The following is a 25,032-nucleotide window of genomic DNA, read 5'->3' on the forward strand; positions in this document are numbered from 1 at the left end:
CTGCGCTACGGGCACCGGCCTGACGCTGCGCGCCGGGCCGGCACTCTTCGCTGCGCTCCGGATCAGCGCTCGAGCTCGCCCCGGATGAAGGCCTCCACCTTGGCGCGGCCCTCGGTGTCCTCGGTCTGCACCGGCGGGGACTTCATGAAGTACGTCGAGGCCGACAGCAGCGGGCCGCCGATGCCACGGTCCTTGGCGATCTTCGCCGCGCGCAGCGCGTCGATGATGATGCCGGCCGAGTTCGGGGAGTCCCAGACCTCGAGCTTGTACTCCAGGCTCAGGGGCACCTCGCCGAACGCGCGGCCCTCGAGGCGCACGTACGCCCACTTGCGGTCGTCGAGCCACGCGACGTAGTCCGACGGGCCGATGTGGACGTTGCGGTCGTCCTTCTTGCCGGCCAGCGGGCCGTCGGTGAGGTTCGACGTCACGGCCTGCGTCTTCGAGATCTTCTTGGACTCCAGGCGCTCGCGCTCGAGCATGTTCTTGAAGTCCATGTTGCCGCCGACGTTCAGCTGGTACGTGCGGTCCAGGATGACGCCGCGGTCCTCGAACAGACGCGCGAGCACGCGGTGCGTGATGGTCGCGCCGACCTGCGACTTGATGTCGTCGCCGACGATCGGCACACCGGCGGCCTCGAACTTCGCGGCCCACTCCGGGTCCGACGCGATGAAGACCGGCAGGGCGTTGACGAAGGCGACGCCCGCGTCGATCGCGCACTGCGCGTAGAACTTCGCCGCGGCCTCGGAGCCGACGGGCAGGTAGCAGATCAGGACGTCGACCGCGTTGTCCTTGAGGGTCTGCACGACGTCGACGGGCTCGGCGTCCGACTCCTCGATGGTCTCGGCGTAGTACTTGCCGATGCCGTCGAGCGTGTGGCCGCGCTGCACCGTGACGCCCAGCGGGGGCACGTCGCAGATCTTGATCGTGTTGTTCTCCGAGTTGAAGATCGCCTCGGACAGGTCGAAGCCGACCTTCTTGGCGTCCACGTCGAACGCGGCGACGAACTCGATGTCCCGCACGTGGTAGTCACCGAACTGCACGTGCATGAGCCCGGGGACCTTGCCCTGCGGGTCGGCGTCCCGGTAGTAGTGCACACCCTGGACAAGCGACGCGGCGCAGTTGCCGACGCCGACGATGGCGACGCGGATGGAGGTCATCCTCGCTCCTTCTCGTGTTGCGCCTCGGAGATGCCCTCGGCGTCGTCTGCAGCGATGGCCGGACGGCCACCGCCCTCGGGGCGAGCGCGACGTACGCCGCGCTCGTTGGCGATGAGGTCGTCCAGCCAGCGGACCTCGCGCTCGACCTGCTCGAGGCCGTGGCGCTGGAGCTCGAGCGTGTACTCGTCCATGCGCTCGCGGGTCCGTGCGAAGGACTGCCTGATGGTCTCGAGCCGCTCGGTCAGCCGGATGCGACGACCCTCGAGGATCCGCATGCGGGTCTCGGCGTCGGTCTGGCCGAAGAACGCGAAGCGGACGTCGAAGTTCTCGTCCTCCCAGGTGGCCGGGCCCGAGGACGACAGCACCTGCTGCAGGTGCTCCTTGCCCTCGGCGGTCAGCTGGTAGACGATCCTCGCGCGCTTGCTGGCCACGGTCCGGTCGTCCGGTGCCTCGACGCCGACGATCCAGCCGCGGTCCGCGAGCCCCTTGAGGCACGGGTACAGCGAGCCGTACGACAGCGCACGGAAGGAACCGAGCACGAGGTTGAGCCGCTTGCGCAGCTCGTACCCGTGCATGGGGGACTCGGCGAGCAGGCCGAGGATGGCCGGCTCGAGCACGTCGGAACGTCCGCGCACCTGACCCTCCTCACGTCGCCGTCCGGACCACGGACCCGGCGTTCGGCAGGATCCGATGTATCAACTCGATACATCCGGAGAGTATGTCGAGCGGGCGCTCGCGCACAACACGCCCGGTCGCCGGGGTCCGTCGGCACCCGCGCGGTCGGTGCCGACCCGGGGCCTCCCGCGCGTCATGGAGCGGTCGAGACACCGTCACCGCCCGGTGCGGATCATGTGAAGGGTCCGGGCGATCCGGACGTCCCGGGCGCTCGTCCCGGTGGTACGTCCGGGTCGTTCGTCCATACTGAGCCCCGGCAGCGTCCGCCCGGCGTGCCCGGACACGGGCCGCAGGTGACGCCGCACGCACCGTCGTCGCACGAGAGGTCCCCCCTTGGCAGCCAGCAACCGCCGAACCGCGCCGCCGCGCGCCCGGCGCGCGACGCGTCGCCCCACGTCCGCCACCACCGAGCGCCGCGGGTTCTGGAACTACCCGCGCCGCGAGCACACCGGCCTGCACCGGTGGCTGCCGTCGTGGCGCGTGGTCCTCGGGACGTTCATCGGCGGCGTGTTCCTGGTGCTGGGTGCCGGCGTCGCGGCGTTCGCGCTCATCAACCCGGACGACCCGCTGGCGGAGGTCGAGTTCCAGACGACGACCGTGTACTTCGCCGGCGAGGAGCCGGGCACGCCCGGGCCCGAGATGGGCACGTTCGCCAAGCAGAAGCGCGAGATCGTCGACTACGCGACGCTGCCGGCGCACATCGGCCAGGCCGTCGCGGCCGGTGAGGACCAGACCTTCTTCACCAACCGCGGCGTGTCGCTCACGGGCATGGCGCGCGCCTTCCTCAACAACATCCAGGGCAAGCCGACGCAGGGCGGGTCGACGCTGACCCAGCAGTACGTCGAGCGGTACTACCAGAACACCACCAAGGACTACTGGGGCAAGGCGAAGGAAGCGATCCTCGCCATCAAGATCTCCCAGAAGGAGTCCAAGGAACAGATCATGGGGCGGTACCTCAACACGATCTACTTCGGTCGTGACTCGTACGGGATCCAGGCCGCCGCCCAGTCGTACTTCGCCAAGAACGCCGCGGACCTGACCGTGGCCGAGTCCGCGATGCTCGCGGCCCTCATCCCGTCGCCCAACAACTGGGACCCCGCCGTCGCACCGGAGAAGGCGCAGCAGCGCTGGGAGATCGTGCTCGACCGCATGGTGACCGGCGGCTGGCTGACGGCCGAGGAGCGCGCCGCTCAGACGTTCCCGCCGACCGTCGAGTACGTGAAGTCCGAGACGTACCGCGGACCCAACGGGTACCTGCTGGAGATGGTCGAGAAAGAGCTGCTCGCGACCAAGTTCTGGACCGCCGACGAGCTGCGCACCCGCGGCCTGAAGATCGTCACGACCATCGACCCCACGGTCCAGCAGATCGCCGTGCAGTCGGCGGCACAGCTGCGCGCCGGCGAGCTGACCGGTGGCGCCACGCCGAACGAGCGGCTGCGCATGTCGATCGTCACCGTCGACCCGGCCACGGGCGGGATCGTCGCCCTCTACGGCGGCTCCGACTACCTCACGGACACCCGCAACACCGCGACGTTCGACCAGATCCAGGCGGGCTCGACGTACAAGCCGTTCACGCTCGTCGCCGCGCTCGAGCAGGGGATCAGCCTGGGCACGACGTACGACGCGCGGTCCCCGCAGGAGTTCGACATCGGCGAGGCCAAGCCCTGGCGCGTGCAGAACTACGCCAACTCCAACAAGTACGGCACGATCGACCTGGTCAGGGCGACGGCGGACTCCGTCAACACCGTCTACGCCCAGCTGAACCTCGAGGTCGGCCCGGCCGAGACGGCCCGGGTCGCCCAGGCCGCCGGTGCGACCGACGAGCCGACCACCGTCGCGTCCAACGTGCTCGGGTCGGACACGGTCCACCCGCTCGACATGACGAACGCCTACGCCACCTTCGCGGCCCAGGGCGTGCACCGTGACGCGCACATCGTCCAGGCCGTGATCGAGGGCGAGTCGGTGTGGTCCCCGGACACCACCGGCGAGCAGGTGTTCGCGGCCGACGTGATGGCGGACACGACCTACGCGATGACCCAGGTCGTCGAGCGCGGGTCGGCCACCAACCACGTCAAGCCGCTGCGCCGCCCGATCGCCGGCAAGACCGGCACGTCCACGGAGAACAAGTCGGCCTGGTTCATCGGCTACACCCCGCAGCTGGCGACCTCGGTGGCCCTCTCCCAGATCGGCGAGGACGACAGGGCGCAGGACTCCATCACGGCCTGGGGTCAGGTCCGCGAGATCACCGGTGGTTCGTACCCGGCGCTGCTGTGGTCCCACTACATGAAGCAGGTCTTCGAGCAGCCGAGGTACACGGAGGTCCAGGAGTTCCCGGCGCGGGCCAACGTCGGTGGCAAGGCGACGCCCGCCCCGACCGAGACGGCCACCGAGGAGCCCGAGGTGCCCGAGGAGCCCGAGGCGCCGGCCGAGGTGCAGGTCCCGGGTGGGCTGGTCGGACGCACCGAGGCGGACGCCGCGGGCGCGCTGCAGGGTGCCGGCCTGGTGCCGGCCGTGGTGACCGAGCGGTCCACCACGGTGCCGACCGGGCGGGTGATCCGCGTGGAGCCGGGGGAGGGTGCCAGCGTCGCCGGCGGGTCCACGGTCACCATCGTGGTGTCCAGCGGGCCCCCGCCGCAGCCCACCCCGACGCCACCCCCGGCACCCGCGCCCGAGCCGACGCCCACGGTCCCGCCCGAGGGCGGCGCCGCGGCCGGCGGCGGTACGGCGGGCGGCCAGGCGGGCGCGGCCGGCGGCACGACCGCCGGTGGTGCCGGTGCCGGCACCGCGGGACCGTCGGGCGGCGGACCCTCCGGGTCCGCGAGCCGTTGAGCACCACCAGGCGTCCGGGTGACCGGTCCCGCGGGCGATTCGGTCCGTGGGCCGTGAGCCGGTAGTCTGGGCGATCGCCGTCCCTCACGGGACGGTTCGTCGTGCCCACCACCCGACACCTGTCGGACCCGGGCACGTCGAGACGCTTGAGACCCTCCTGCCACGGACCGACCGTGGCCGCGAAGACCAGAGGAGGTGGGTATGAGCCTGCGTCAGTACGAGATCATGATCATCCTCGACCCCGAGATCGAGGAGCGCACCGTCGCCCCGTCGCTCGACAAGTACCTGACGGTCGTCAAGACCGACGGTGGGACTGTCGACAAGGTGGACGTGTGGGGCCGTCGTCGCCTCGCGTACGACATCAAGAAGAAGGGCGAGGGCATCTACGCCGTCGTCGACTTCACCGCGTCGCCCGCCACGGCCAAGGAGCTGGACCGTCAGCTCGGCCTCAACGAGGTCGTCCTGCGCACCAAGGTCCTGCGCCGCGAGGCCTGAGACCTTCGTGTCGGTGCCCGTCACTAGCGTCGGGCCCCAGCATCCGCGGCGTCACGCCGCAGCCGAACCTTCCGAACGAGCGAGGAGGCCGTCATGGCCGGCGAGACCACCATCACGGTGATCGGGAACCTGACCGGGGACCCGGAGCTGCGCTTCACCCCGTCCGGTGCCGCGGTCGCGAACTTCACGGTCGCGTCCACGCCCCGCACGTTCGACCGCCAGTCGAACGAGTGGAAGGACGGCGACACGCTGTTCCTCCGCTGCTCCATCTGGCGTGAGGCGGCCGAGTCCGTCGCCGAGTCCCTCACCAAGGGCACCCGCGTCATCGTGCAGGGCCGCCTCGTGCAGCGCTCGTACGAGACCCGCGAGGGCGAGAAGCGCACCGTGTACGAGCTGCAGGTCGACGAGGTCGGCCCGTCGCTGCGGTACGCGACGGCCAAGGTCACCCGGACCCAGCGGTCCGGTGGCGGCGGCGGCTTCGGTGGTGGGTCCGGCGGCGGCGGTGGCTTCGGCGGTGGCGGCTTCAGCGGCGGTGGCGCGTCCTCCGGTGGTGGCGGCCAGACCGACGACCCGTGGGCCACGCCCGCGGGTGGTGGGTCCGGCGGCGGCTACTCGGACGAGCCCCCGTTCTGATCGGCGCCTCGCACACCTGAACTTCTCATCCCCGAGCACGGCAACGCTCGGGGCTCCACAGACAAGGAGCACCACGATGGCCAAGCCCGTCGTCCGCAAGCCCAAGAAGAAGCAGAACCCCCTGAAGGCCGCCAAGATCGAGACGGTCGACTACAAGGACACGGCTCTGCTCCGCAAGTTCATCTCCGACCGCGGGAAGATCCGCGCGCGTCGCGTGACCGGTGTCTCCGTGCAGGAGCAGCGCCAGATCGCCCGTGCCGTCAAGAACGCGCGCGAGATGGCACTCCTGCCGTACTCGTCGTCGGCCCGCTGAGAAAGGACTGACCCATGGCGAAGATCATCCTGACCCACGAGGTCACCGGTCTCGGTGCACCTGGCGACATCGTCGAGGTGAAGGACGGGTACGCCCGTAACTACCTCATCCCGCGCAACCTGGCCACGCCGTGGACCAAGGGTGCCGAGAAGGACGTCTCCGCGATCCGTCGTGCCCGCAAGGCGCGCGAGATCGCCACGCTCGACGACGCGAAGGCCGTGCGGGACTCCCTGCAGGCCAACCCCGTCACCGTCTCGGCCAAGTCCGGCGAGTCGGGCCGCCTGTTCGGCGCCGTCACCACGGCCGAGATCGCTGCCGCGATCAAGGCCGCCGGTGCCCCGGCCGTCGACAAGCGCAAGATCGAGGTCGCCCAGGCGATCAAGTCGACCGGTGAGTACACGGTGCACGTGCGTCTGCACCCCGAGGTCTCGGCCGCGGTGACCGTCAAGGTCGTCTCTGCCTGACCCTCGCTCCCGCGAGCTCGCGAGGCCCCGTACCGCTCCGGCGGTGCGGGGCCTCGTCGTCTGCGGGGCACCGCGGGGACGTGCCGGCGTGCGACGTCCGGAGGGTGGCGGGGCACTCCCCGTCATCCGTGAGAGGGAGCCGGAGGTCGTCCTGCGGGGGGTCGGCACGCGTCACGGTGCCCCGTACCGTCGACGGAAGGACGCGCGGGACCGACGCGCAGGCACGAGGAGGGCGACCATGAGCACCACGAACAGCTGGGCACGGGGCGCGCGCGTGCCCCTGGTCGCGCAGGTCACGGCGATCGTCGCGCTGGGTGCCGCGCTCGTCGTCGTCGGCGTCCTGCGCGCGGCGCACGACGTGCCCATGGCGATCGCGCTGGTGACGATGGGTGTGGCGATCCTGCCGGAGGCGGTCGTCCGGGTGCGCCGCGGGGTGCGGGAGCGCCGGACGACGGCAGCGGCCGTCGCGTCGGTCGAGGTGCTCACCCCACGCCCCACCGCCGCCCCGTCGGCCGCGGCCGACGAGCTCGTCGCCGCCTGACGCGACCACGGGCGGGGGAGCCCGGGTCCCCACCGGCGTCACGTCGGGACGTCCGCCGCCCGGCCGGACGCGCAGCGGGTGGCACGACCGCGGCGGCTCGGTCTCGCGACGGAGGACGTCTCATCCCCGGGAGCGGTGTGAGCGGCGGGTGCCGTCCGTAGCCTGGCCCGCACGACGACGTGCGGGAGGATGCCATGACCGAGGAGCAGCGCGACGAGACGACGCCCGAGACCGACGCGAAGCGCCCGAGGGGCGAGCAGGAGAGCGGCGCGTTCGTCGTCCTCGGCCTCGTCTTCTTCGTCCTCGGGATCACCGGGGCCGCGCGCGGTGAGACCGCCCTGACGGCGTTCCTCGCCCTGGGTGTCGTCTTCTTCGCGATCGGCGCCGGCGGTGCAGCGAAGGCCGGCGCGCAGGCAGGCGGCATGCAAGGCGGCCGACGCGACCGATCGGCAGGCGGGGACGGCGCCGCGGCGGCCCACGACGACGGCGCCCGTCCCGCCGCCGACGACGGGTCCGGTCCGGACGCCGGCGGCGGTGGGGGCGGGGGCGACTGAGCGGTCCCTCCGCGGACCACGCCGTCCCTTCGCCGACCACGCCGTCCCTTCGCGGACCACGTCCTCCGTCCGGGGACGGAGCCGAGAGTTCCGTCCGCGGACGGTGCTGCGGACGCAGGGCCCCGCCCTAGCGTCGTCGGTGTGCCGATCCGGCCCCCGACCCGAGGAGACGAGATGACCGACCAGCGTCCGACCCCCCGCCTCGCCCGGTTCCGCCCCGCCGACGTCTGGGCCGCCGTGTGCCCGGTGGGGTTCGTGCTCCTGCTGCTGTCGCAGAGCGACGAGGCGACCCACGGCACCGGACTCGCCGTGGCGGCGGCCGCGTGCTTCGCCGTGGCCGTCGCGGCCGTGGCCGAGGAGGGCCGGCGGCGGCGGTCCGCCGAGCGCGCCTGACCAGTCGGGGCGGTCCCGCCGGTGCACGGCTACGCACCGGCCGGGGCCGCGCCCACGGCGTCGGGGTCAGGTGCCGACGACCATCCACGAGTCGCTGCGAGCGCGCAGGCCCGTCGTGACCGCGCGGGCGGCCATGAAGACCACGGCGAACGCCACCCACAACCAGGCGAGCCCGGCGGCTCCGGGTGGCGCCCACGTGTGGACCGCGAGGGCGGCCGGGACGTACGCGACCAGGGTCGCGACACCTGCCCAGGCGAGGAACGGCCCGTCGCCGGCACCGATGAGGACCCCGTCGAGCACGAACACCCAGCCGGCCATCGGAAGCGCGGCGGCGGCGACGAGCAGCCCGGTGACGGCCGCACGCTGGACGTCGGCGTCGGGGGAGAAGAGCGGGACGTAGAACGGGGCGAGGCCGCCGAGGACGAGGCCGAGCACGGCCCCGGCGCCGACACCCCACTGGAGGGTGCGGCGCAGCACGGCCCGCGTGCGGGCGACGTCGCGGGCGCCCAGCGCGTGCCCCACGAGCGCCTGCGCGGCGATGGCGAGGGCGTCGAGCGCGAAGGCGGCCAGTCCCCACACCGCGTTGACGACCTGGTGCCCGGCCAGGGCGCTCGGGCCCAGACCGGTGGCGGTCCACACGGTCAGCAGGATCGCCAGGCGCAGCGTCGCCGTGCGGACCAGCAGCGGCAGGCCGGCGCGCGCGTTCGCCCAGACACCGCCGGCGGCGGGTGCCAGGCTCGCCCCGGCGGCGCGGGCCCCGCGGACGACGACGACCGTGAGCCAGCAGGCCATGCCGAGCTGGGCGAGGGCCGTCCCCAGCCCGGACCCTGCGATACCGAGGCCCGCACCGTAGATGAGTGCGGCGTTGAGCGCGGCGTTCGCGACCGCCCCGGACGCCGCCACCACGAGGGGCGTGCGGGTGTCCTGCAGGCCCCGCAGCGCACCCGTGGCGGCCAGCACCAGGAGCATGCCGGGCAGGCCGGGGGTGGACCAGCGCAGGTAGCTGACGGCCTGGGTGGCGACGGCGCCGTCCGCGCCCAGGGTGGCGACGAGCCAGGGCGCGGCCGCCCAGGTCGCCGCGGCGAGCAGGAGCCCGAGCCCGGCCCCGAGCCACATGCCGTCCACGCCCGTCTGCAGGGCCCCACGCCGGTCACCGGCGCCGAGGCGGCGCGCGACCGCGGCGGTCGTCGCGTACGCGAGGAAGACGCACAGCCCGACCACCGTGACCAGCACCGTCGACGCCAGGGCGAGCCCGGCCAGCGCGTCGGTGCCCAGGTGGCCGACCATCGCGGAGTCGACCAGGACGAACAGCGGCTCGGCGACGAGCGCACCGAGCGCCGGGACGGCGAGGGCGAGGATCTGCCGGTCCACGCCGGCGACGGGTGCGGCGGGACGTCCCGCACCGTCGGCGGGCGGCGCGGCGGGGTCGGCCGGGCGTCCCTCGTGCGGCCCAGCGGGGTCGGTCGGGTCGGGCGACGCGGGTCCGGGGGTGTCCGACGGGCGGTTCAGACGTCCACCAGGTGAACGCGGCACGAATCTTCCTCGCTCCACAGCACGTGCACAGCGTATGCGCCGGTCGGAGCGCGTGCCGAGCCGCGGATCCGTCTTTGTCCACAGGTGTATCCCCACCCTGTGCACACAGGGTCGAACGGGTTGTCCACAGGCTGTCCACCGACCTGTGCACACACCCGTTTGGGTCCGGGAGCTTCGCGGCCTAGCCTCGCGAGGGCAGGTCCCCGGGAGGCGACGTCGTCCCGCGCGGGGCCGGCTCGTGGGTGACTGTCAGAGGGTCCCGGTAGAACAGGCGTTCGACGGGTGGGGACGAGCAGGAGCAGGTGACAGGTGACCATCGAGGACCTCGAGTACGGCGCGCCGCCGGACAGCGGACGCAGCGGCGGCGGCGGCTTCGACCGCACCCCGCCGCAGGACCTCGAGGCCGAGCGGTCCGTGCTCGGCGGCATGATGATCAGCAAGGACGCCATCGCCGACGTCATCGAGCAGATCAAGGGCACCGACTTCTACCGCCCCGCGCACGAGGCGATCTACGACGCCATCCTCGACCTGTACGGCCGCGGTGAGCCGGCCGACGCCATCACCGTCGCCGACGAGCTGACCAAGCGCGGTGAGATGGCCCGCGTCGGCGGTGCGGCGTACCTGCACACGCTCATCGCCGCGGTCCCCACCGCGGCCAATGCCGGCTTCTACGCGCGGATCGTGCGGGAGCGGGCCATCCTGCGCAAGCTCGTCGAGGCGGGCACGCGCATCGTGCAGCTCGGGTACGCCACCGACGGCGGGGACGTCGACGAGCTCGTCAACAACGCCCAGGCCGAGGTCTACGCCGTCACCGAGCGCCGCGCGTCGGAGGACTACCTGCCGCTGTCCGAGGTCATCGGGGGCACCGTCGACGAGATCGAGCGGGCCGGGCACCGCGGCGAGGGCATGATCGGCGTGCCGACCGGCTTCGCGGACCTCGACCGGCTGACGAACGGGCTGCACCCGGGGCAGATGATCGTGGTGGCGGCGCGGCCGGCAATTGGCAAGGCCCTGGCGCTCGACACCCCGCTGCCGACGCCCACGGGGTGGACGACCATGGGTGATGTCCAGGTCGGCGACCAGCTCCTGGCCGCCGACGGAACGGTGACGCGCGTCGTCGCGGCGACCGACGTCATGGTCGACCGTCCCTGCTACCGCGTGACGTTCGACGACGGCTCGACCATCGTGGCCGACGCGCAGCACCAGTGGCTCACGCGCACCCGGGCCGAGCGACGGGTGGGCGCCGAGGGCGCCGTGCGGACGACCGAGGACCTCGCGGGGACCGTCCGGTGCGTGACGGCCGACGGGCGGGCGAACCACTCCGTCGCGACCACGAACCCGCTGCGTCTGCCGGCCAGGGACCTGCTCGTCGACCCGTACCTCCTGGGTGTGTGGCTCGGTGACGGGCACTCGACGTCCGCACGGTTCACGAGCGCCGACCCCGAGGTCGCGATGCGGATCGAGGGGCGAGGGTACGACGTGCGTGCCGCCGGCCAGGACCGCGCGGCCGACCTGTACACCGTGCGGCTCCCGCGCGAGACGACGGCGACGCGGCAGTGCGAGGTCTGCGGCACCGACTTCGTGCCCGCGCGCTCGCAGGTGCGCACGTGCGGGCGGTCGTGCGGTGGGCGGGTCAAGATGCTCTCCGGCCCCGTGCCCGCTCCGACGTGTCCTGACTGCGGTGTCGAGACCACGGGACTCGTGCGCTGCCAGGACTGCCACGACCGCCTCGGCACCGTGCAGGGACGGCTGCGCACTCTCGGCGTGCTCGGTCGTAAGCACATCCCGCTCGACTACCTGCGGGCGAGCGAGGACCAGCGGCGCGACCTGCTGGCAGGGCTGCTCGACACCGACGGCACGGTGAACCCGACCGGGTCCGTGCAGTTCGCGGTGACCGACGAGCGGCTGGCGCGGGACGTGCGGGAGCTGGTCCACTCGCTCGGGTACCGGACCGGGTGGTCGGTCAAGCCCGTCCGGGGCCGTTCCGCAGCGTCGTCCACGTGCTTCACCATCACCTTCACCACGGACGACGACGTGTTCGCGCTCGAGCGCAAGAAGCTCGTCCACAAGGAGCGGCGTCGCCGCTCGACCGCGCGTCTCCACCAGCGGTACGTGGTGTCGGTCGAGCCCGTGGCGTCGGTGCCGGTGCGCTGCGTCGAGATCTCCCACTCCTCGCACCTGTACCTCGCGGGCGAGTCGATGATCCCGACGCACAACTCCACGCTGGGCATCGACATCGTGCGGTCCGCCGCCATCAAGAACAACCAGGCTGCCGTCGTCTTCTCCCTCGAGATGAGCCGCAACGAGATCACGATGCGTCTGCTGTCGGCCGAGGCGCGCGTCCACCTGCAGAAGCTGCGCACCGGCGCGATGGGCGAGGACGACTGGGCCAAGATCGCCGCGACCATGGGTCGCATCAGCGAGGCGCCGCTGTTCATCGACGACTCGCCCAACATGTCGCTCATGGAGATCCGCGCCAAGTGCCGGCGCCTCAAGCAGCGCCACGACCTCAAGCTCGTCGTCATCGACTACCTCCAGCTGATGACGTCCGGCAAGCGCGTCGAGTCCCGCCAGCAGGAGGTCTCGGAGTTCTCACGTGCGCTCAAGCTGCTCGCCAAGGAGCTCGAGGTTCCGGTCATCGCGATCTCGCAGCTGAACCGTGGTCCTGAGCAGCGGACGGACAAGCGGCCGGCGATGAGCGACCTGCGTGAATCGGGTTGCCTCACGGAGGACACCCGGGTGCTGCGCGCCGACACCGGCGCCGAGATCACGTTGGGCGAGATGTTCGCGCTGCAGCACAAGGACGTCCCGATCTGGGCGCTCGACGACCGGCTGCAGTACGTGCGACGGCATCTGACCCACGTCTTCCCGACGGGGGTGAAGCCGGTGTACCGGCTGCGGCTCGCGTCGGGCAAGGAGGTCACGGCGACCGCGAACCACCCGTTCCTCACGTACGAGGGGTGGACGCCGCTCGGCGAGCTGAAGGTCGGGTCGCGTGTCGGTGTCCCGCGGCACGTGCCGGGTCCGGAGCTCACGGCGGAGTGGGACGACCGGAAGGTCGTGATGCTGGCGCACCTGCTGGGCGACGGGTCGTTCGTGAAGCGGCAGCCGGTGCGGTACGCGTCGGTCGACGAGGCCAATCTCGCGGCCGTCACCGACGCCGCCGGAGCGTTCGGCATCACGCCCATCCGTGACGAGTACGCGGCGGCGCGGGTCACGACGCTGCGGTTGCCGGCGCCCTACCGCCTTGCCCGCGGCAAGCGGAACCCGGTGGCGGAGTGGCTCGACGAGTTCGGTCTCTTCGGCGCCCGCAGCCACGAGAAGTTCGTGCCTACCGCCGTGTTCCACCTTCCGAAGCGGCAGATCTCGCTGTTCATCAAGCACATCTGGGCCACCGACGGGTCCGTCACCGTCAACGCGAACGGCCGCAGCGGCCGCATCTACTACGCGTCGACCTCTCGCCGTCTCGTCGACGACCTGTCGCGGCTGCTGCTGCGGTTCGGCATCTCGACGCGGATCCGGAAGACGAGCAAGAGCGGGTACCGCGACGGCTGGACTCTCGACGTCTCCGGCGTCGACGACCAGCGGCGGTTCCTGCAGGAGATCGGCGTGCACGGGGCGCGAGGCACGCAGGCGGAGCGGTTGCTGGCGATCATCCGCGAGACGCGAGCGAACACAAACGTCGACACGGTCCCTCGTCAGGTCTGGGACGACGTACGTGACCTGCTCGTCGAGCGCGGGATGACGCACCGCCAGTTCGCCGAGGCCATGGGCACGCAGTTCTGCGGGTCGACGATGTGGAAGCACGCGCCGTCCCGCCAGCGCCTCGGACGCATCGCTGCGGTCCTCGACTCCCAGGAGCTCGAGATCATGGCCGTCAACGACCTGCTGTGGGACGAGGTCGTCGCCATCGAGCACGTCGGCGAGCAGCAGGTGTTCGACGCGACGGTCGTCGGAACCCACAACTTCATCGCCAACGGCATCGCCGTCCACAACAGCATCGAGCAGGACGCGGACATGGTGATCCTGCTGCACCGCGAGGATGCCTACGAGAAGGAGTCGCCGCGCGCCGGCGAGGCCGACCTGATCGTAGCCAAGCACCGTAACGGGCCGACGGACACCATCACCGTGGCGTTCCAGGGGCACTACTCGCGATTCGTGGACATGCAGATGTAGTCCAGGTGTTGTTGTGTTGTCGAGATGCAAGATACTTTGAGAATCGGGCTTCGATACTTTAAGTACGGACGCGTCGGCTCCAAGCCACCAGCTATCGGGACGCGGGACCGGCTGAGTGCTCCTCTACGTGCGACCTCGTGCGGTAGGGCGCTGAGAGCGCCGGTCGGTGCGGGCATGGTGGCGGTCGAGCCTGCGACTGTCACGTCGACCGGCGCGGCCGCCACGTTCCCCTGGGGCAGACCTCGGCGAGCTGAGCGGCCCCTGAAGTGGCGCACGACGCTCAACCTCGACGGCGACGACGTCTAGTCCGGGCCCCGCCAGGCGGACCCGCTCAGCCCGTGCGAAGTCGTCCTTCACCCGATAGCGGCGGCCGGTGGTGCGACGGGCCGGAGTCAGCCCTTCCAGTCGGCCTGATGGTGCTCCAGACGGGGTGGGCGCCGAAACGCACCCTCGGCGCCAACCCACGGCGTCGTCAGCCCACGGCGGACCCTGGTTCCGTAGTTACCCCCAGAGCCGGTGCTTCAGAGGGTGATACCTGATCCTTCTGGTCACACCGACGGCCGTCCGCGAATACCGTCACGATCATGACGACAACGCCGGCGAACTGGTACCCCGACCCCCAAGTCCCCGGCCAGATGCGGTACTGGGACGGAGCCCAGTGGACTGCGCACGTCGCCCCAGCCCAGCCCTCCGCGGCCCCGCAGCAGCCTGACCCGCCGGTCACCCAGCCCCAGCATGCCGAGCAGCCGGTGCCCCAGCAGGCTCAAGCGGCTGGCGGTCGCAAGATCGGGCTGTTCAACGCCCGTGGTGCTGCCCGGGACCTCGCCGCCGAGAACACGCAGCTGCGCGCCACCTTGGAGGCCGCCGGCGCCCTCGCCCTCGCCGAGATCCAGCAGCAGACCACCGCCGCCCAAGCTCAACTGACGAGCCTGGGCGAGCAGATCAACCAGACCCAGCAGCAGCACGCCACCCAGGTCGCGGCGGCCCGCGCCGAACTCGCGGCCCTCCAGCAACAGGCCCTGGACGTGCGGCACGCCATCAACGTCCAGGAGTTCGGCCTCTACGACTTCGAGCACCCCGCAGAAGCGTCCGCTACCCTGTCCGCCGAGCTTGCCCGCGCACGGGCCCAGATCAAGGCCACCGTCTCTGACAAGCGGGCCGTCACCGCCACGTCGAACTTCACCTTCGACGGTTCCGCCGCCAAGGGCCGCCAGTTCGTCGAATCGATGTCCAAGACGATGCTGTCGGCCTACAACGCTGAAGCCGAGAACGCCATCAAGGCCGTCAGGGCCGGTGGGCTCGCCACCGCCCAGCAGCGCCTGACGCGGGTGGTCGAGCGCGTCGCGAAGAACGGGCAGATGATCCGCCTGGCCATCACCCCCGAGTACCACGGCCTTCGGATCCGCGAACTCGAGCTCGCCGCCCGGCACCAGGCCGCCGTCCAGGCCGCGAAGGAGGCCGAGCGCGAGGAGAAGGCCCGGCTGCGGGAGGAGAAGCGCGTTGAGGATGAGCTGCGACGTGCCCGGGAGAAGTTGGACAAGGAGCGTGAGCACTACGCGAACGCGCTCGCCGCGCTGCAGGCCCGCGGGGACGAGATGGGCGCCGCGGAGCTGCAGGCCAAGCTCGCCGAGATCGACCAGTCCATCGCCGACGTCGACTACCGGGCCGCGAACGTCCGCGCCGGCTACGTCTACGTCATCTCCAACGTCGGCGCGTTCGGTCCGGACGTCGTGAAGATCGGCATGACCCGCCGCCTGGAGCCGATGGACCGGGTACGCGAGCTCGGGGACGCCTCGGTGCCGTTCACGTTCGACGTGCATGCACTCTTCTTCTCCGAGGACGCGTTCGGCATCGAGGCGATGCTGCACCGGCAATTCGCCGAGCAGCGGGTCAACCGCATCAACACCCGCCGGGAGTTCTTCTACGCCACGCCCGGGCAGGTGCTCGAGGTGCTGCGTGAGCACAAGGTCGCCCTGGTCGAGTACACGACCCAGGCCGCCGCCGAGGAGTTCCGCGCCAGCCGGGAACTCGCCGCCGCGGGGGCGTGAGCGACTGGTTCCATCATCCGCTCGGGACCACCGTAGGCGGCGGCGCGACACCGGATCGAGTAGCGCAGTTCGGACGGATCGCGGCCGGCTCGGCGAGGCAACCGATCCTTGTGTCGTGCTGGCCCCGTCACGGCAGACCGCAGCGGCAGTGGGTGCTGGACCCGGAGGCCCTGGCGATCTCTTCCGGCTGTACGCCGCCCTTGTCGCCGCGCGGTTGTCGACAGTGCCGTCATCCTCCCGGCGGTCCTTGCGATCATGTGCTCGTGCTGATGCTCCCTGGTCGCGCCACAAGGTGGATCTCCGATGACTTCCCCGGTTTCGTCGAGATCGAGTTCGATGACGTCGATGGCGTGACCCACCGGTTCGAGGAGAAGGCGGCCGTCGTCGACTCGGGTTCAGCCCTGCGAGCCGGCAGCAGCTTCCCGGTCGACGTCGACATCGCGTGTCGTCCCCATGCCCGGGAACTCCGGGGAGGCACGGTCGTCGACGTCGTCGACCTCGCACCCTGGGGCATCGGCGACGCCGGCGCGACGTACTCCGTAGCGCGGGAGCTGCTGTCGTGGCGGAGTCCTGCGCTGTACTCGGACCTGTCGGTCAGGGCCCGGCAGGCGGTCGCACTGGTCACCTTCGCCCGCTGGCGCGAGGCCGTGGGTCTGCGCGTTGCGGAGCTCGTGACGCTCGAGGACCACCTCTGGCAGTGGATGACCGTCGACGGGCCGGAGGCGTTCAGGGGCTGGTACGAGTCGCACCAACTGACCGGTCTCGGCCCGGGCCGGCCGTTCCCGGACCCCGTCCGGGACCAGGTCGCCGCGCTCGGCCTCGACGAGCGCGAGGTCCAGGACGCGGTGCGTGCTCTCGTCGACATCACGTACGGGGGGCTCTTCGGGGGGATCGAGAGTCGGTGGTCCTTGGCCGAGCTGCAGACGGTCGGGGACTTCACGGCGCGGCACGGCGTCCCGCTCGCACCTGCGGCGAGCTTCCTCGACAGCCTGTGGATCGACGGCGACTGGGGTCGACCCGACGGTGACGCGGTCGCTCGATGGCGGGCAGAACGCTGAGCAGTTCAAGTGGAAGGGGACTCGTGTGACCGTCGACCACGACCTGCCGTGGACGTCCACCGCCTACCGCATCGGCGGTGCCTCCAGGTCGCTGTGGGTGTCGCAGGGTGGGGTCGACGAGCCGGGTGCCGTCGGCGCACTCGACGACGAGGCGGTGGCTACGGCCCACCGGTCGCGCGAGTTGCACCGAAGCCTGGCGCACCCCGCCCAAGACCTTGTACTAGCCGGACGCCGCGGTGCTGGACCCGGCCATCGGACCACGCCCGCCCGATCGTCGAGGGCGTTGGCCCCGCGTCGGGCGCGTACGTCGTCGGCCAAGAACCCCGGCTCCTACTTTGACTGAGCCCACCCGCGTGGGTGTGCTCGGTCAAAGTACGCCGCTGCGGGGCGGTCAATCTGTCGTGCATCTCGACAATTGTTACCTCGCGGCCCGGATCCCGTGCGGACGGACGCCCTTCAGGGAGGCCCGCCTCCCACCGGCCTGCAACCGGCCTGCGTGTGGGTGGGCAAGCAGGTGTAACGCATGTAACGCACCAGCGGTGCTGCGGCATGCTTCCGCGTGCCGCCCTCTAGCGGGTCTGGCGTCGATTTCCTCGAGCGAGCTTTCGGCGGTCCGGGCCACTTCGCGCCCGCGGCGTCAACGACCTCAAGCGTGATGTCAGGAGCGGGTCCGCCTCTGGTGACGGTGAACCGGGGGCCGTCGTGACGGAGCCGGCGGTTCCGTCCCGCGCCCCCCTGCAGCGCCGGACCGGGACAGCTCGAGGCCGGGGCCCCGAAACGTCAGCGGTGCCCATGTCCCTGCTGCTAGTTTCCGCCGAGACGTCACAACCGTGACGAATGACCGTGCACCAAGGAGTGTCGTGAGAACGACGCACACGGCAGTTGCCGCGGCGCTCATCGTCGTCGTCGCCATCGCCGGCTCCACACCCGCCCACGCCACCGGCACCGGCACCGATGAACTGGAAGCGGCCCTCGAGCTCGTCGAGCTCACCGAGCAGGTTGCCGCCGAGCACACCCAGGACGGGGCACTTGACGCGAACGACCAGCGTGAGTCCGAGCTCACCGTCGACGTCGACGAGAACACCGCCGAGCTCGAGTTGTTCGACGCGACCGTCACCGTCGCGCTGCCGGTCGAGGTAGTCGCACACGTCGGGGAGCTGCCCACCGGCGACTCCGTCATCGTGACCGAGGATGACGCGGCGTTCGCAGCGCTGGAGAAGGAGGACGGCTCGGTCCAGGTCGTCTACTCGATCAGCGGTTCGGACTCCCCTACGCGCTTCCCGTTCGAGATAGCCACCGACGCCGACGGGCAGTGGCACACGATGGACAACGGCAGCGTGCTCCTGCTCGACGGCGAAGGAAGCATCATCGTCGGCGCTGCGGCCCCGTGGGCCGTGGACGCAGCGGGCGTCTCCGTGCCCACTCGGTTCGAACTCGCGGACGGCGTCCTCACCCAGGTCGTCGACCACCGCACGCAGGACGTTTCCTACCCGATCGTCGCGGACCCGTACCTCGGCCGGGACCTGTTCTCCTCGGTCACACGCGACACGTACAACGGAGACCTGCGGATCAACGCCACCAAGTCGATCTGGGGGCAGTCCCAGCACCTGCCGACACCGGCGGGGTGGCAGATCTTCTTCACGGCCGGGTGGAACGAGGTGAAGGCCAGACAGCCTCGCGTGACGGAGAAGCTGACCCTGCTGCAGCAGTACGAGTGCCACGTCGCCGGCGGGTACTTCAACTCGGCCGGGCCATGGAACCTCGAGAAGTTCCGCCCGGACCGCACCGCGCTGGCCGGATGGGGATGGCTCGTCGCGTTCCACCGGTGCAACTGGGCCACCGCCAGCGGTGGTGAGCGCTCTTGACCGACGCGCAGCGCAGTCGGACGAGCATCGCAGGCCCGGTCCTCATCGTTGCCGGGATCGTGCTGGCGGTCATGCTGTTCTGGCAGCCGTGGGCGTCCTGCGAGGATGAGGACTCCTCAGCGGGATGCGCGGTGCCCACCGAGCTGATCGGGTGGACGTCCGCCGGTTGGGCTGTGGCCGCTGCAGCGGTCGTCGTCGGTGCGATCCTCACCGCTCGCGCCGGACGCCCCCCGCACGACTGACCCGCGACACCACACAGCACGCCCTGGTAGAACGATCGAGCCGGGGCGTGCTGTGGCCTGGCGGGCCGGCGACCTACGGTCCGGGCAGCGGGACGGGGTGAGATATTGCTCGGCGGACCGGCACCGGTCGACTGACCACGACCGCCCGGGACCCGCCGGAGGGGTCCCTCTGGCGATGTCCGTTCGATGACGGCGAGCGGCGGGTTGGCTTTGTGAAGCGCGGACACAGCACGCTGCGAACAGCGGTACGCGTGCGGGGCGTCGTACTTTGACCGGTCCTCGCTCCGAGCATCCTGGCGATCAAGGTACGCCGCACGGGAGCAGTCAGTCTGCGCCGCATCTCGACACTCGCCATGGCCGCCGCCCTGGCCATGAGCGGCGGCAGTGCGCAGCCGATACCGCTCCCGCGGGTGGGCGCCCGGCAGGCTCTGTCACAGGGGACCACAAGCTCGCGCATGCCCGAGTTCGCGACGGCTCCTTCGCTCCCTCAGACGTGGCGCCCAATTGGGTGAACAGGCTCATCTCGTGGCACGAAACGGGCCACGCGCGGGTTGCCGCCCTGTCACGCTCCGTCTGACGGGAGGCGTCGCCTCCGCAGACAGCAGGGAGACGTCGTGCCCGCACGTTCGATCCGCATTCGCACCGTGGCCCGCCGGACCTCCGCGAGCGCACTGCTGGCGATCCTCACACTGCTTGCCACAGCGTTCGTCGGCGTGCCCGCGCACGCCGCCGCGAGCTGTCAAGGGCGGGTCGTCACCATCAACGGCACGAACGGGAATGACACCCTGACGGGCACCGCGGGGGACGATGTCATCGATGGTGGCAACGGCAGGGACACCATTGACGGCGGTGCCGGCAATGACGTCATCTGTGGTGGGAACCAGCAGGACACCATTCACGGCGGACCGGGCAGCGACACCCTTCTCGGTGAGAACGGCGACGACCTGCTGTACGGGGACGACGGCGATGACACGGTCAGTGCCGGAAATGGCGCCGACTTGCTCGACGGCGGCGCAGGCGCTGACGCGCTGACGGCCGCCAACGGCAATGACGTCCTCCTCGCGGGTCCCGGCGACGACACGGCGGCTGGTGACAACGGTGCCGACCGGTGCGTGGACGCGGAGACGGTCACCGGCTGCGAGACGGTCGAGACCACGCCCGTCATGACGGATCCACTCACGGCCCAGGGGCCGGCGCCTGCGGGCGAGGTGCCTGTCGACGGGCCCGACGGTGTTCGGGTGGTCCTCCAGTCCGACGGCGGCATCCTGCCCTGGGACGTGCAAATCGCCAGCGACGACATGACCGCTGCATCGGTCGCAGATGCCCTGGCAAGCCCTGTGTACGACATCACGCTGCCCGAGGGCACCTCGTTCAGGACCGCGACGCTGAGCATCCCGTACGACCCCGCGGCGCTGAGCGGTTTCTCCGAGGCCGGGCTGCGGCTGTACTACCTCGACGACACTCTGGGCCTGTGGCTCCCCGCCGAGGGTGAGCAGGTCGTCGACACCACGTCGCACACCGTCTCGACGACGGTGACCCATTTCTCGTCGTACGCGGTGTTCAAGCTCGACGAGCGCGGCTTCGAGCGGTACTGGCCGACCAAGCAGACCTACTGCCTGCAGAGCGGGGACGCGGACCAGGTCGGTGTGGACGTAGCGTTCGTCATCGACACCTCGGGCTCCATGGACTGGAACGACCCGAGCAGCATGCGTGTCGCGGGCGCCAAGGCGTTCCTCGACCAGATGCGCCCGGTCGACGCCGCAGCGGTCGTGAGCTTCGAGTCGAGCGCTTCCACACGGATCCCGCTGACGAACTTGAGCTCGGCGCAAAGCAAGGCCGACGTCGCCGCTGCACTGGATGGCTCGGGCTATGCCGGCGGCGGCACCGATATCGCCGCTGGCGTCTCCCAAGGTCTGACCGAGCTGGAGGCCTCGGCCGGTGTCGGCCGAGCCAAGGTCCTGGTCCTCATGACCGACGGAGACAGCTCCTACTCCGACTACCTGACCCAGGTCGCACGTGACCAAGGGGTCGTCATCCACGCCATCGGCTTGGGTGACGGCGTCCAGTCGAGTCTGCTCCAGTCGATCGCGGACGGTACCGGCGGGCAGTTCCTGGCGCTGACGGACGCTTCCCAGCTGCCGGCCCTGTACGCGACCCTGGGCAAGGGGATCATCGACGACGGCACGGACACTGACGCAGACGGCCTGACCGACTGCGAGGAGACCTACGGGGTCCTGACCAGGTACGGCTTCTACGACGTCTCGCTGGACCCGACCGGGAACGACCCGTTCGCCGGCAATCGGCGGGTGACGAGCGACCCGGACGTCGCGGACACTGACGGTGACCAGCTCACCGATGGTCAGGAGCTCCGAGGCCTCCGGCTGGGCGAGCCGCTGGACCTGCGCGACTATCCCGCGACCCGCACCACCTACAAGTTCCTCATCGACGTCGGCATCACCAAGTACTTCACCGGCCGATCCCTGCCGACGGTCGTCGACTCGGACCGGGACACGGTCTCCGACTACGTCGAGACCATGGGCGTCGAGCAGCCGAACGGCGCCACGTACTTCTCGCGTGCCGACCGCAAGGACACCGACTTCGACCTGGCGAACGACGACCTCGAGTACCAGCGCGGGACCGACCCCCGCCAGCCCGACCGGAACGAGGTCGGCATTCCCGGCCTCGCCTCGTACACGCTGTTCCAGCCGGAGCGCTACACGGACGCAGGACTCGCCCCGGTCGTCGCCAACCGTGCGTCGATCGTCGGGAACACGTGGTCGTACAGGAGCTACGCGCCGGACGTCGTCACGTACGACGCCGACTGGAACTGCGTGAGCAACTGCTCGCCTCTCATCAGCGCGGCGTCGAGCGTCGCAGGCTCCAACTGCTGGTGGCCATGGGCGTCGAACTGCGACCAGGCCTCGCAGATCCGCACCCTGGTCAAGCGGGCTGTGGACGCCCAACGGATCTTCACCGCGTCCGGCGACTTCCTCGGCACGTTCGCCGCGGAGCAGGCCATCGCCCAGTGTGCGGTGGAGAGCACGACTGCGACGTGCAAGGACCTGTCCCGGTTCCAGGACCTCGCGAGCTCCATCCCGCTCCACGACCCGGCGTTGAGCGACGGACCGCCGAACGACAACCTGGACGCGCAGATCGCGCAGGTGCTCCTGAACGTCCCCGGCGGGTACCGGCCGAGGGACCTGTGCTCCAAGAGCGGGAAGGCGGGGGTCTACGAGCTCTACGACGCCGTCACCCAGGTCGTCCGCTACGTCGGGGAGACGAACGACTTCGCGCGCCGCGAGCGGGAGCACCAGGCGGACCCGAGGTACAAAGGTCTCGTGTTCCGAGAGGTCCACCAGGCGGACAACCGCAACGTCCGACGGGGACTTGAGCAGGACCATTTCAACGCGAAGTGGGGGGACGTGGACATCCGGACAGCGCAGGCGAAGGGCAGCCTGAACGGTCAGCGCCCGATGGCGCGGCTCAATCCTGCTCGGCTGATGCGGGAACAGCTCGTGAAACTGTGGAAGGCGACGTGCTGAGCGCGGCCTGGTTGCTGGCACGATGGTCCGCGTGAGCGCAGCGGCGTACCGGGTCGGGGACTGGTTCGCGATCCCTCTGGCCGACGGCACGTTCGCCCCGGGGCGGGTCGTGTTCCACACGCCACCGCAGGGGGTGCTCGGCTACGTCTTCGCTCCGCGACCGACGCTGCCCACGCGCGCTGAGCTGGCGGATCTCGAACCGGGGGACGCGCTGCTGGCACAGAGGTTCTCGGGGCTGCACATCGGTGACCCGTGGCCGCTGCTCGGCGGCGCGGGCGACGTCGACCGCAGCAGGTGGAAGACCCCGGAGTTCGAGACGGACCTGCGCGACGTCTACCCCGAAGGACGTGAGGTGCGGGTGGACCTGGTCGACGACCAGCTGCGCCGGGTCCACTTCTTCCACGCACCCCTCAGCGAGCTCGGCCGACGCCAGTACGGCGGTGTGATGGGCGCTGTGGCGCTCGAGCGGTGGCTCCTGCAGCAGGTGCGGGCGAACGCGCTCGTCCCGCTGCGCACACAACCGTGGTGGGACGACCCGACGCCGGTGCCACCGGGCACGGGACCGAGCCCGGCGCCGGAGCACCTGTCCGACCGTGTCGTCGTCGTCGTACCGGGGCGTGGGCGCTCGGTGGGCGACATGGTCGAGATGACGCTGATGCTCGGGCTCGAGCCCGAGGTCGGCGAGGTGGACGGCACGATGCGCTCACCGAACGAGAGCGAGATCAGCGTCTACGGTCCCGACGGCCGGCGGCTGGCGGACCGGGTCCTCGAGCTCGTGCGCCCGCTTCGCGCACCTGCGCTGCGCCTGCTGGTCCGCGCCGGTGATCAGGAGTGGACCCTCAGACCGCACGAGTGAGTCGCGTCGAGGACCGCCAGGTCAGGACGACTCCCACGGCCCCCGGTAGACGTGGGTGATGGCGCACGTCGCGAGGGTGAGGTGGAGTGGTTCGCTGTCGGCGACCGCCGATGTCCACGGCCTCGGACAAGGTGTCCGCGGCATTCGACGCAGCCGGGACGGAGGACGCCGTCGCTCACGTCGTCACCGGCTCATCGCGCCAAGACCGGATTCAACTGGTCGATGCAACACCGGCTTGTTGGACCGAGCGTAGGTGCTCGTCGAGGGCTTCGGCGGGGGTTCGCCAGCCGAGGGTCTTGCGAGGTCGGGTATTCAGGGCGTGGGCGACGGCTTCGAGGTCCTCGGCGGACCACCGGGACAGGTCCGTGCCCTTGGGGAAGTACTGACGCAACAGCCCGTTGGTGTTCTCGTTCGTGCCGCGCTGCCAGGGCGACTGGGGGTCGGCGAAGAACACGGGGATGCCGGTGGCGACCTTGAACTGGGCGTGGGCGGACATCTCCTTGCCGCGGTCCCAGGTCAGCGACCTGGTCAGCTGCGTCGGCAGGGTCGTCATCGTCGCGGCCAGGGCCCGACTCATGGTGATCGCGCCGTAGCCGGCCAGAGCTGGGCCGTTCTTTGGCGTCTCCTTGTGCCGGTAGCCCTCCTCGCGGGGCAGGTGCACCAGCATCGTGAACCTCGTGGTGCGCTCGACCACGGTGCCGATCGCGGACCGTTCCAGGCCGATCAGCAGGTCTCCTTCCCAGTGCCCGGGAACCGCGCGGTCGGCGACCTCTGCGGGACGTTCGCTGATCAGCGTCTCGGGTGTCACGTGCGCCCACGTCTTGCGTCGGGATCGCTCCCGCGGCGCGCGCAGCGCGCGTCCGGTGCGCAGGCACCAGACCAGCTCGCGCTTGAGCGCGCCGCGGCCTTGGATGTAAAGCGCCTGGTAGATCGCCTCGTGGCTGATCCTCATCGCCTCATCATCGGGGAAGTCAATCTTGAGACGATGGCTGATCTGCTCGGGGCTCCACGCCAACGCCCAGGGCCGGTGCTTGCGGTGGGGCTTGTTGAGCCCGGTGAACTTCGGCGCCTGCGGCCCCGGCACGGGCGTGCCGTCGGGGCGACTAATCCGCCCGGCGAGCCGCTCTTGGACGTAGACGCGCAGCCGCGGGTTCGTGACGAGCTTCGCCGGCTTCGGCCGCTTGGCCGCCATGTCGGCCTTCCACTGCGCCACCGACGCGCGATAGCCGGTACTCCCGGCGCGCGTGGCCGCGTTGCGGCGCAGCTCGCGCGACACCGTGCCGGGGTCGCGCCCGATCTGGCGAGCGATCTCGCGCACGCCCTTGGCCTGAGCCTTCAGGACCGCGATCTCTTCCCGCTCAACGAACGACAGATACCGCCCGGTGGGCTGGTGCTTCAGATCGAAGGGCGCCATGCCGCCAGCGTTGCGGAACCAGCGTTGACCGACCGCGGGCGCCACGCTGGCTACTGCGGCGGCTTCGATCGGCAGCAACCCCTTCGCGATCGCCTCCCAGAAGACTGCCTCCACGGCGCGCTGGAACTTCGGATGACCCGGTGAGCGCAACTTCGGGCGCTCTGCCCGGTCCGCTGCCTGCTGCCGACGAACCATCGAACACCTCCACGATCTCGAGGTGTTGCGACGACCGATTGAATCCGCC

19 protein-coding genes are annotated in these 25,032 nt (G+C 70.7%); 15 read left to right on the forward strand and 4 right to left on the reverse strand.

Annotation, left to right across the window (positions count from 1 at the left end; translation table 11 throughout):
- Positions 1-62: 62 nt before the first annotated feature.
- Together BMZ16_RS17610 and BMZ16_RS17615 are read right to left on the reverse strand one after the other, a co-directional pair.
- Complete coding sequence (locus BMZ16_RS17610) at positions 63-1,157, reverse strand: inositol-3-phosphate synthase (RefSeq protein WP_089802855.1); 1,095 nt, start codon at positions 1,155-1,157, stop codon at positions 63-65.
- Positions 1,154-1,792: a PadR family transcriptional regulator gene (locus BMZ16_RS17615; protein ID WP_089802857.1), complete on the reverse strand. Its 639-nt coding sequence runs from the start codon at positions 1,790-1,792 to the stop codon at positions 1,154-1,156. Before BMZ16_RS17615 ends, BMZ16_RS17610 begins: the two co-directional genes overlap by 4 nt.
- A gap of 373 nt (positions 1,793-2,165) precedes the next feature.
- Here BMZ16_RS17615 and BMZ16_RS17620 point away from each other — a divergent pair, with 373 nt between their 5' ends.
- The 8 genes from BMZ16_RS17620 to BMZ16_RS17655 all read left to right on the forward strand — a co-directional run bounded on the left by BMZ16_RS17620 (position 2,166) and on the right by BMZ16_RS17655 (position 8,054).
- A complete protein-coding gene (locus BMZ16_RS17620) occupies positions 2,166-4,661 on the forward strand; it encodes a penicillin-binding protein (protein ID WP_089802859.1) in 2,496 nt (831 codons plus the stop codon).
- A 201-nt stretch (positions 4,662-4,862) separates the two neighbouring features.
- Positions 4,863-5,156 carry a 30S ribosomal protein S6 gene (gene rpsF / locus BMZ16_RS17625; protein ID WP_062101986.1) on the forward strand — a complete coding sequence of 98 codons (294 nt, stop codon included), beginning with the start codon at positions 4,863-4,865 and terminating at the stop codon, positions 5,154-5,156.
- A 93-nt stretch (positions 5,157-5,249) separates the two neighbouring features.
- The gene (locus BMZ16_RS17630) at positions 5,250-5,789 is read left to right on the forward strand and encodes a single-stranded DNA-binding protein (protein WP_089802861.1); all 540 of its coding nucleotides are present in this window, start codon (positions 5,250-5,252) and stop codon (positions 5,787-5,789) included.
- A gap of 76 nt (positions 5,790-5,865) precedes the next feature.
- Entirely contained in the window at positions 5,866-6,102 is a 237-nt protein-coding gene (rpsR, locus tag BMZ16_RS17635) for a 30S ribosomal protein S18 (RefSeq protein WP_013118893.1), read from the forward strand.
- A gap of 14 nt (positions 6,103-6,116) precedes the next feature.
- Positions 6,117-6,566 carry a 50S ribosomal protein L9 gene (gene rplI, locus BMZ16_RS17640; protein ID WP_089802863.1) on the forward strand — a complete coding sequence of 150 codons (450 nt, stop codon included), beginning with the start codon at positions 6,117-6,119 and terminating at the stop codon, positions 6,564-6,566.
- Positions 6,567-6,804: 238 nt separating this feature from the next.
- Positions 6,805-7,107: a hypothetical protein gene (locus BMZ16_RS17645; RefSeq protein WP_089802865.1), complete on the forward strand. Its 303-nt coding sequence runs from the start codon at positions 6,805-6,807 to the stop codon at positions 7,105-7,107.
- A gap of 194 nt (positions 7,108-7,301) precedes the next feature.
- Positions 7,302-7,661 carry a hypothetical protein gene (locus tag BMZ16_RS17650; RefSeq protein WP_089802867.1) on the forward strand — a complete coding sequence of 120 codons (360 nt, stop codon included), beginning with the start codon at positions 7,302-7,304 and terminating at the stop codon, positions 7,659-7,661.
- A 174-nt stretch (positions 7,662-7,835) separates the two neighbouring features.
- On the forward strand, positions 7,836-8,054 hold the full coding sequence (locus tag BMZ16_RS17655) for a hypothetical protein (RefSeq protein WP_089802869.1): 219 nt from the start codon (positions 7,836-7,838) through the stop codon (positions 8,052-8,054).
- 66 nt (positions 8,055-8,120) lie between these two features.
- Here BMZ16_RS17655 and BMZ16_RS17660 read toward each other — a convergent pair whose 3' ends face one another.
- Positions 8,121-9,425, reverse strand: a complete 1,305-nt coding sequence (locus tag BMZ16_RS17660; protein WP_089803004.1) for an MATE family efflux transporter — start codon at positions 9,423-9,425, stop codon at positions 8,121-8,123.
- A 471-nt stretch (positions 9,426-9,896) separates the two neighbouring features.
- On the opposite strand from BMZ16_RS17660, the gene BMZ16_RS17665 reads away from it, so the two are divergent.
- From BMZ16_RS17665 to BMZ16_RS17700, 7 genes are all read left to right on the forward strand, one after another.
- Positions 9,897-13,763 (forward strand): replicative DNA helicase, encoded by a 3,867-nt coding sequence (locus BMZ16_RS17665; protein WP_089802871.1) that lies wholly within the window; start codon positions 9,897-9,899, stop codon positions 13,761-13,763.
- 584 nt (positions 13,764-14,347) lie between these two features.
- Positions 14,348-15,811 carry an SNIPE associated domain-containing protein gene (locus tag BMZ16_RS17670; protein ID WP_089803006.1) on the forward strand — a complete coding sequence of 488 codons (1,464 nt, stop codon included), beginning with the start codon at positions 14,348-14,350 and terminating at the stop codon, positions 15,809-15,811.
- A gap of 263 nt (positions 15,812-16,074) precedes the next feature.
- The gene (locus BMZ16_RS17675) at positions 16,075-16,869 is read left to right on the forward strand and encodes a hypothetical protein (RefSeq protein ID WP_143082886.1); all 795 of its coding nucleotides are present in this window, start codon (positions 16,075-16,077) and stop codon (positions 16,867-16,869) included.
- An 860-nt stretch (positions 16,870-17,729) separates the two neighbouring features.
- Positions 17,730-18,734 carry a hypothetical protein gene (locus BMZ16_RS17685; RefSeq protein ID WP_089802875.1) on the forward strand — a complete coding sequence of 335 codons (1,005 nt, stop codon included), beginning with the start codon at positions 17,730-17,732 and terminating at the stop codon, positions 18,732-18,734.
- Complete coding sequence (locus BMZ16_RS17690) at positions 18,731-18,976, forward strand: hypothetical protein (RefSeq protein WP_089802877.1); 246 nt, start codon at positions 18,731-18,733, stop codon at positions 18,974-18,976. The genes BMZ16_RS17685 and BMZ16_RS17690 overlap by 4 nt, the downstream gene beginning before the upstream one ends.
- Positions 18,977-19,590: 614 nt before the next feature.
- Complete coding sequence (locus BMZ16_RS17695) at positions 19,591-22,518, forward strand: VWA domain-containing protein (RefSeq protein ID WP_177199766.1); 2,928 nt, start codon at positions 19,591-19,593, stop codon at positions 22,516-22,518.
- 31 nt (positions 22,519-22,549) lie between these two features.
- Positions 22,550-23,374 carry an Imm26 family immunity protein gene (locus tag BMZ16_RS17700; protein WP_143082888.1) on the forward strand — a complete coding sequence of 275 codons (825 nt, stop codon included), beginning with the start codon at positions 22,550-22,552 and terminating at the stop codon, positions 23,372-23,374.
- Between the two features lie 211 nt (positions 23,375-23,585).
- Here BMZ16_RS17700 and BMZ16_RS17705 read toward each other — a convergent pair whose 3' ends face one another.
- Entirely contained in the window at positions 23,586-24,983 is a 1,398-nt protein-coding gene (locus BMZ16_RS17705; RefSeq protein WP_089802883.1) for an IS30 family transposase, read from the reverse strand.
- Positions 24,984-25,032: the final 49 nt, after the last annotated feature.

It is taken from the genome of Cellulomonas sp. KH9 (genome assembly GCF_900114185.1).
Classification (GTDB): domain Bacteria; phylum Actinomycetota; class Actinomycetes; order Actinomycetales; family Cellulomonadaceae; genus Cellulomonas.

What these genes read in the sequence shown, in the direction of transcription:
- BMZ16_RS17610 (WP_089802855.1), bottom strand. Translation starts at nt 1,157, where the DNA reads ATGACCTCCATCCGCGTCGCCATCGTCGGCGTCGGCAACTGCGCCGCG.
- rpsF (WP_062101986.1), top strand. Translation starts at nt 4,863, where the DNA reads ATGAGCCTGCGTCAGTACGAGATCATGATCATCCTCGACCCCGAGATC.
- BMZ16_RS17630 (WP_089802861.1), top strand. Translation starts at nt 5,250, where the DNA reads ATGGCCGGCGAGACCACCATCACGGTGATCGGGAACCTGACCGGGGAC.
- rpsR (WP_013118893.1), top strand. Translation starts at nt 5,866, where the DNA reads ATGGCCAAGCCCGTCGTCCGCAAGCCCAAGAAGAAGCAGAACCCCCTG.
- rplI (WP_089802863.1), top strand. Translation starts at nt 6,117, where the DNA reads ATGGCGAAGATCATCCTGACCCACGAGGTCACCGGTCTCGGTGCACCT.
- BMZ16_RS17645 (WP_089802865.1), top strand. Translation starts at nt 6,805, where the DNA reads ATGAGCACCACGAACAGCTGGGCACGGGGCGCGCGCGTGCCCCTGGTC.
- BMZ16_RS17650 (WP_089802867.1), top strand. Translation starts at nt 7,302, where the DNA reads ATGACCGAGGAGCAGCGCGACGAGACGACGCCCGAGACCGACGCGAAG.
- BMZ16_RS17655 (WP_089802869.1), top strand. Translation starts at nt 7,836, where the DNA reads ATGACCGACCAGCGTCCGACCCCCCGCCTCGCCCGGTTCCGCCCCGCC.
- BMZ16_RS17670 (WP_089803006.1), top strand. Translation starts at nt 14,348, where the DNA reads ATGACGACAACGCCGGCGAACTGGTACCCCGACCCCCAAGTCCCCGGC.
- BMZ16_RS17705 (WP_089802883.1), bottom strand. Translation starts at nt 24,983, where the DNA reads ATGGTTCGTCGGCAGCAGGCAGCGGACCGGGCAGAGCGCCCGAAGTTG.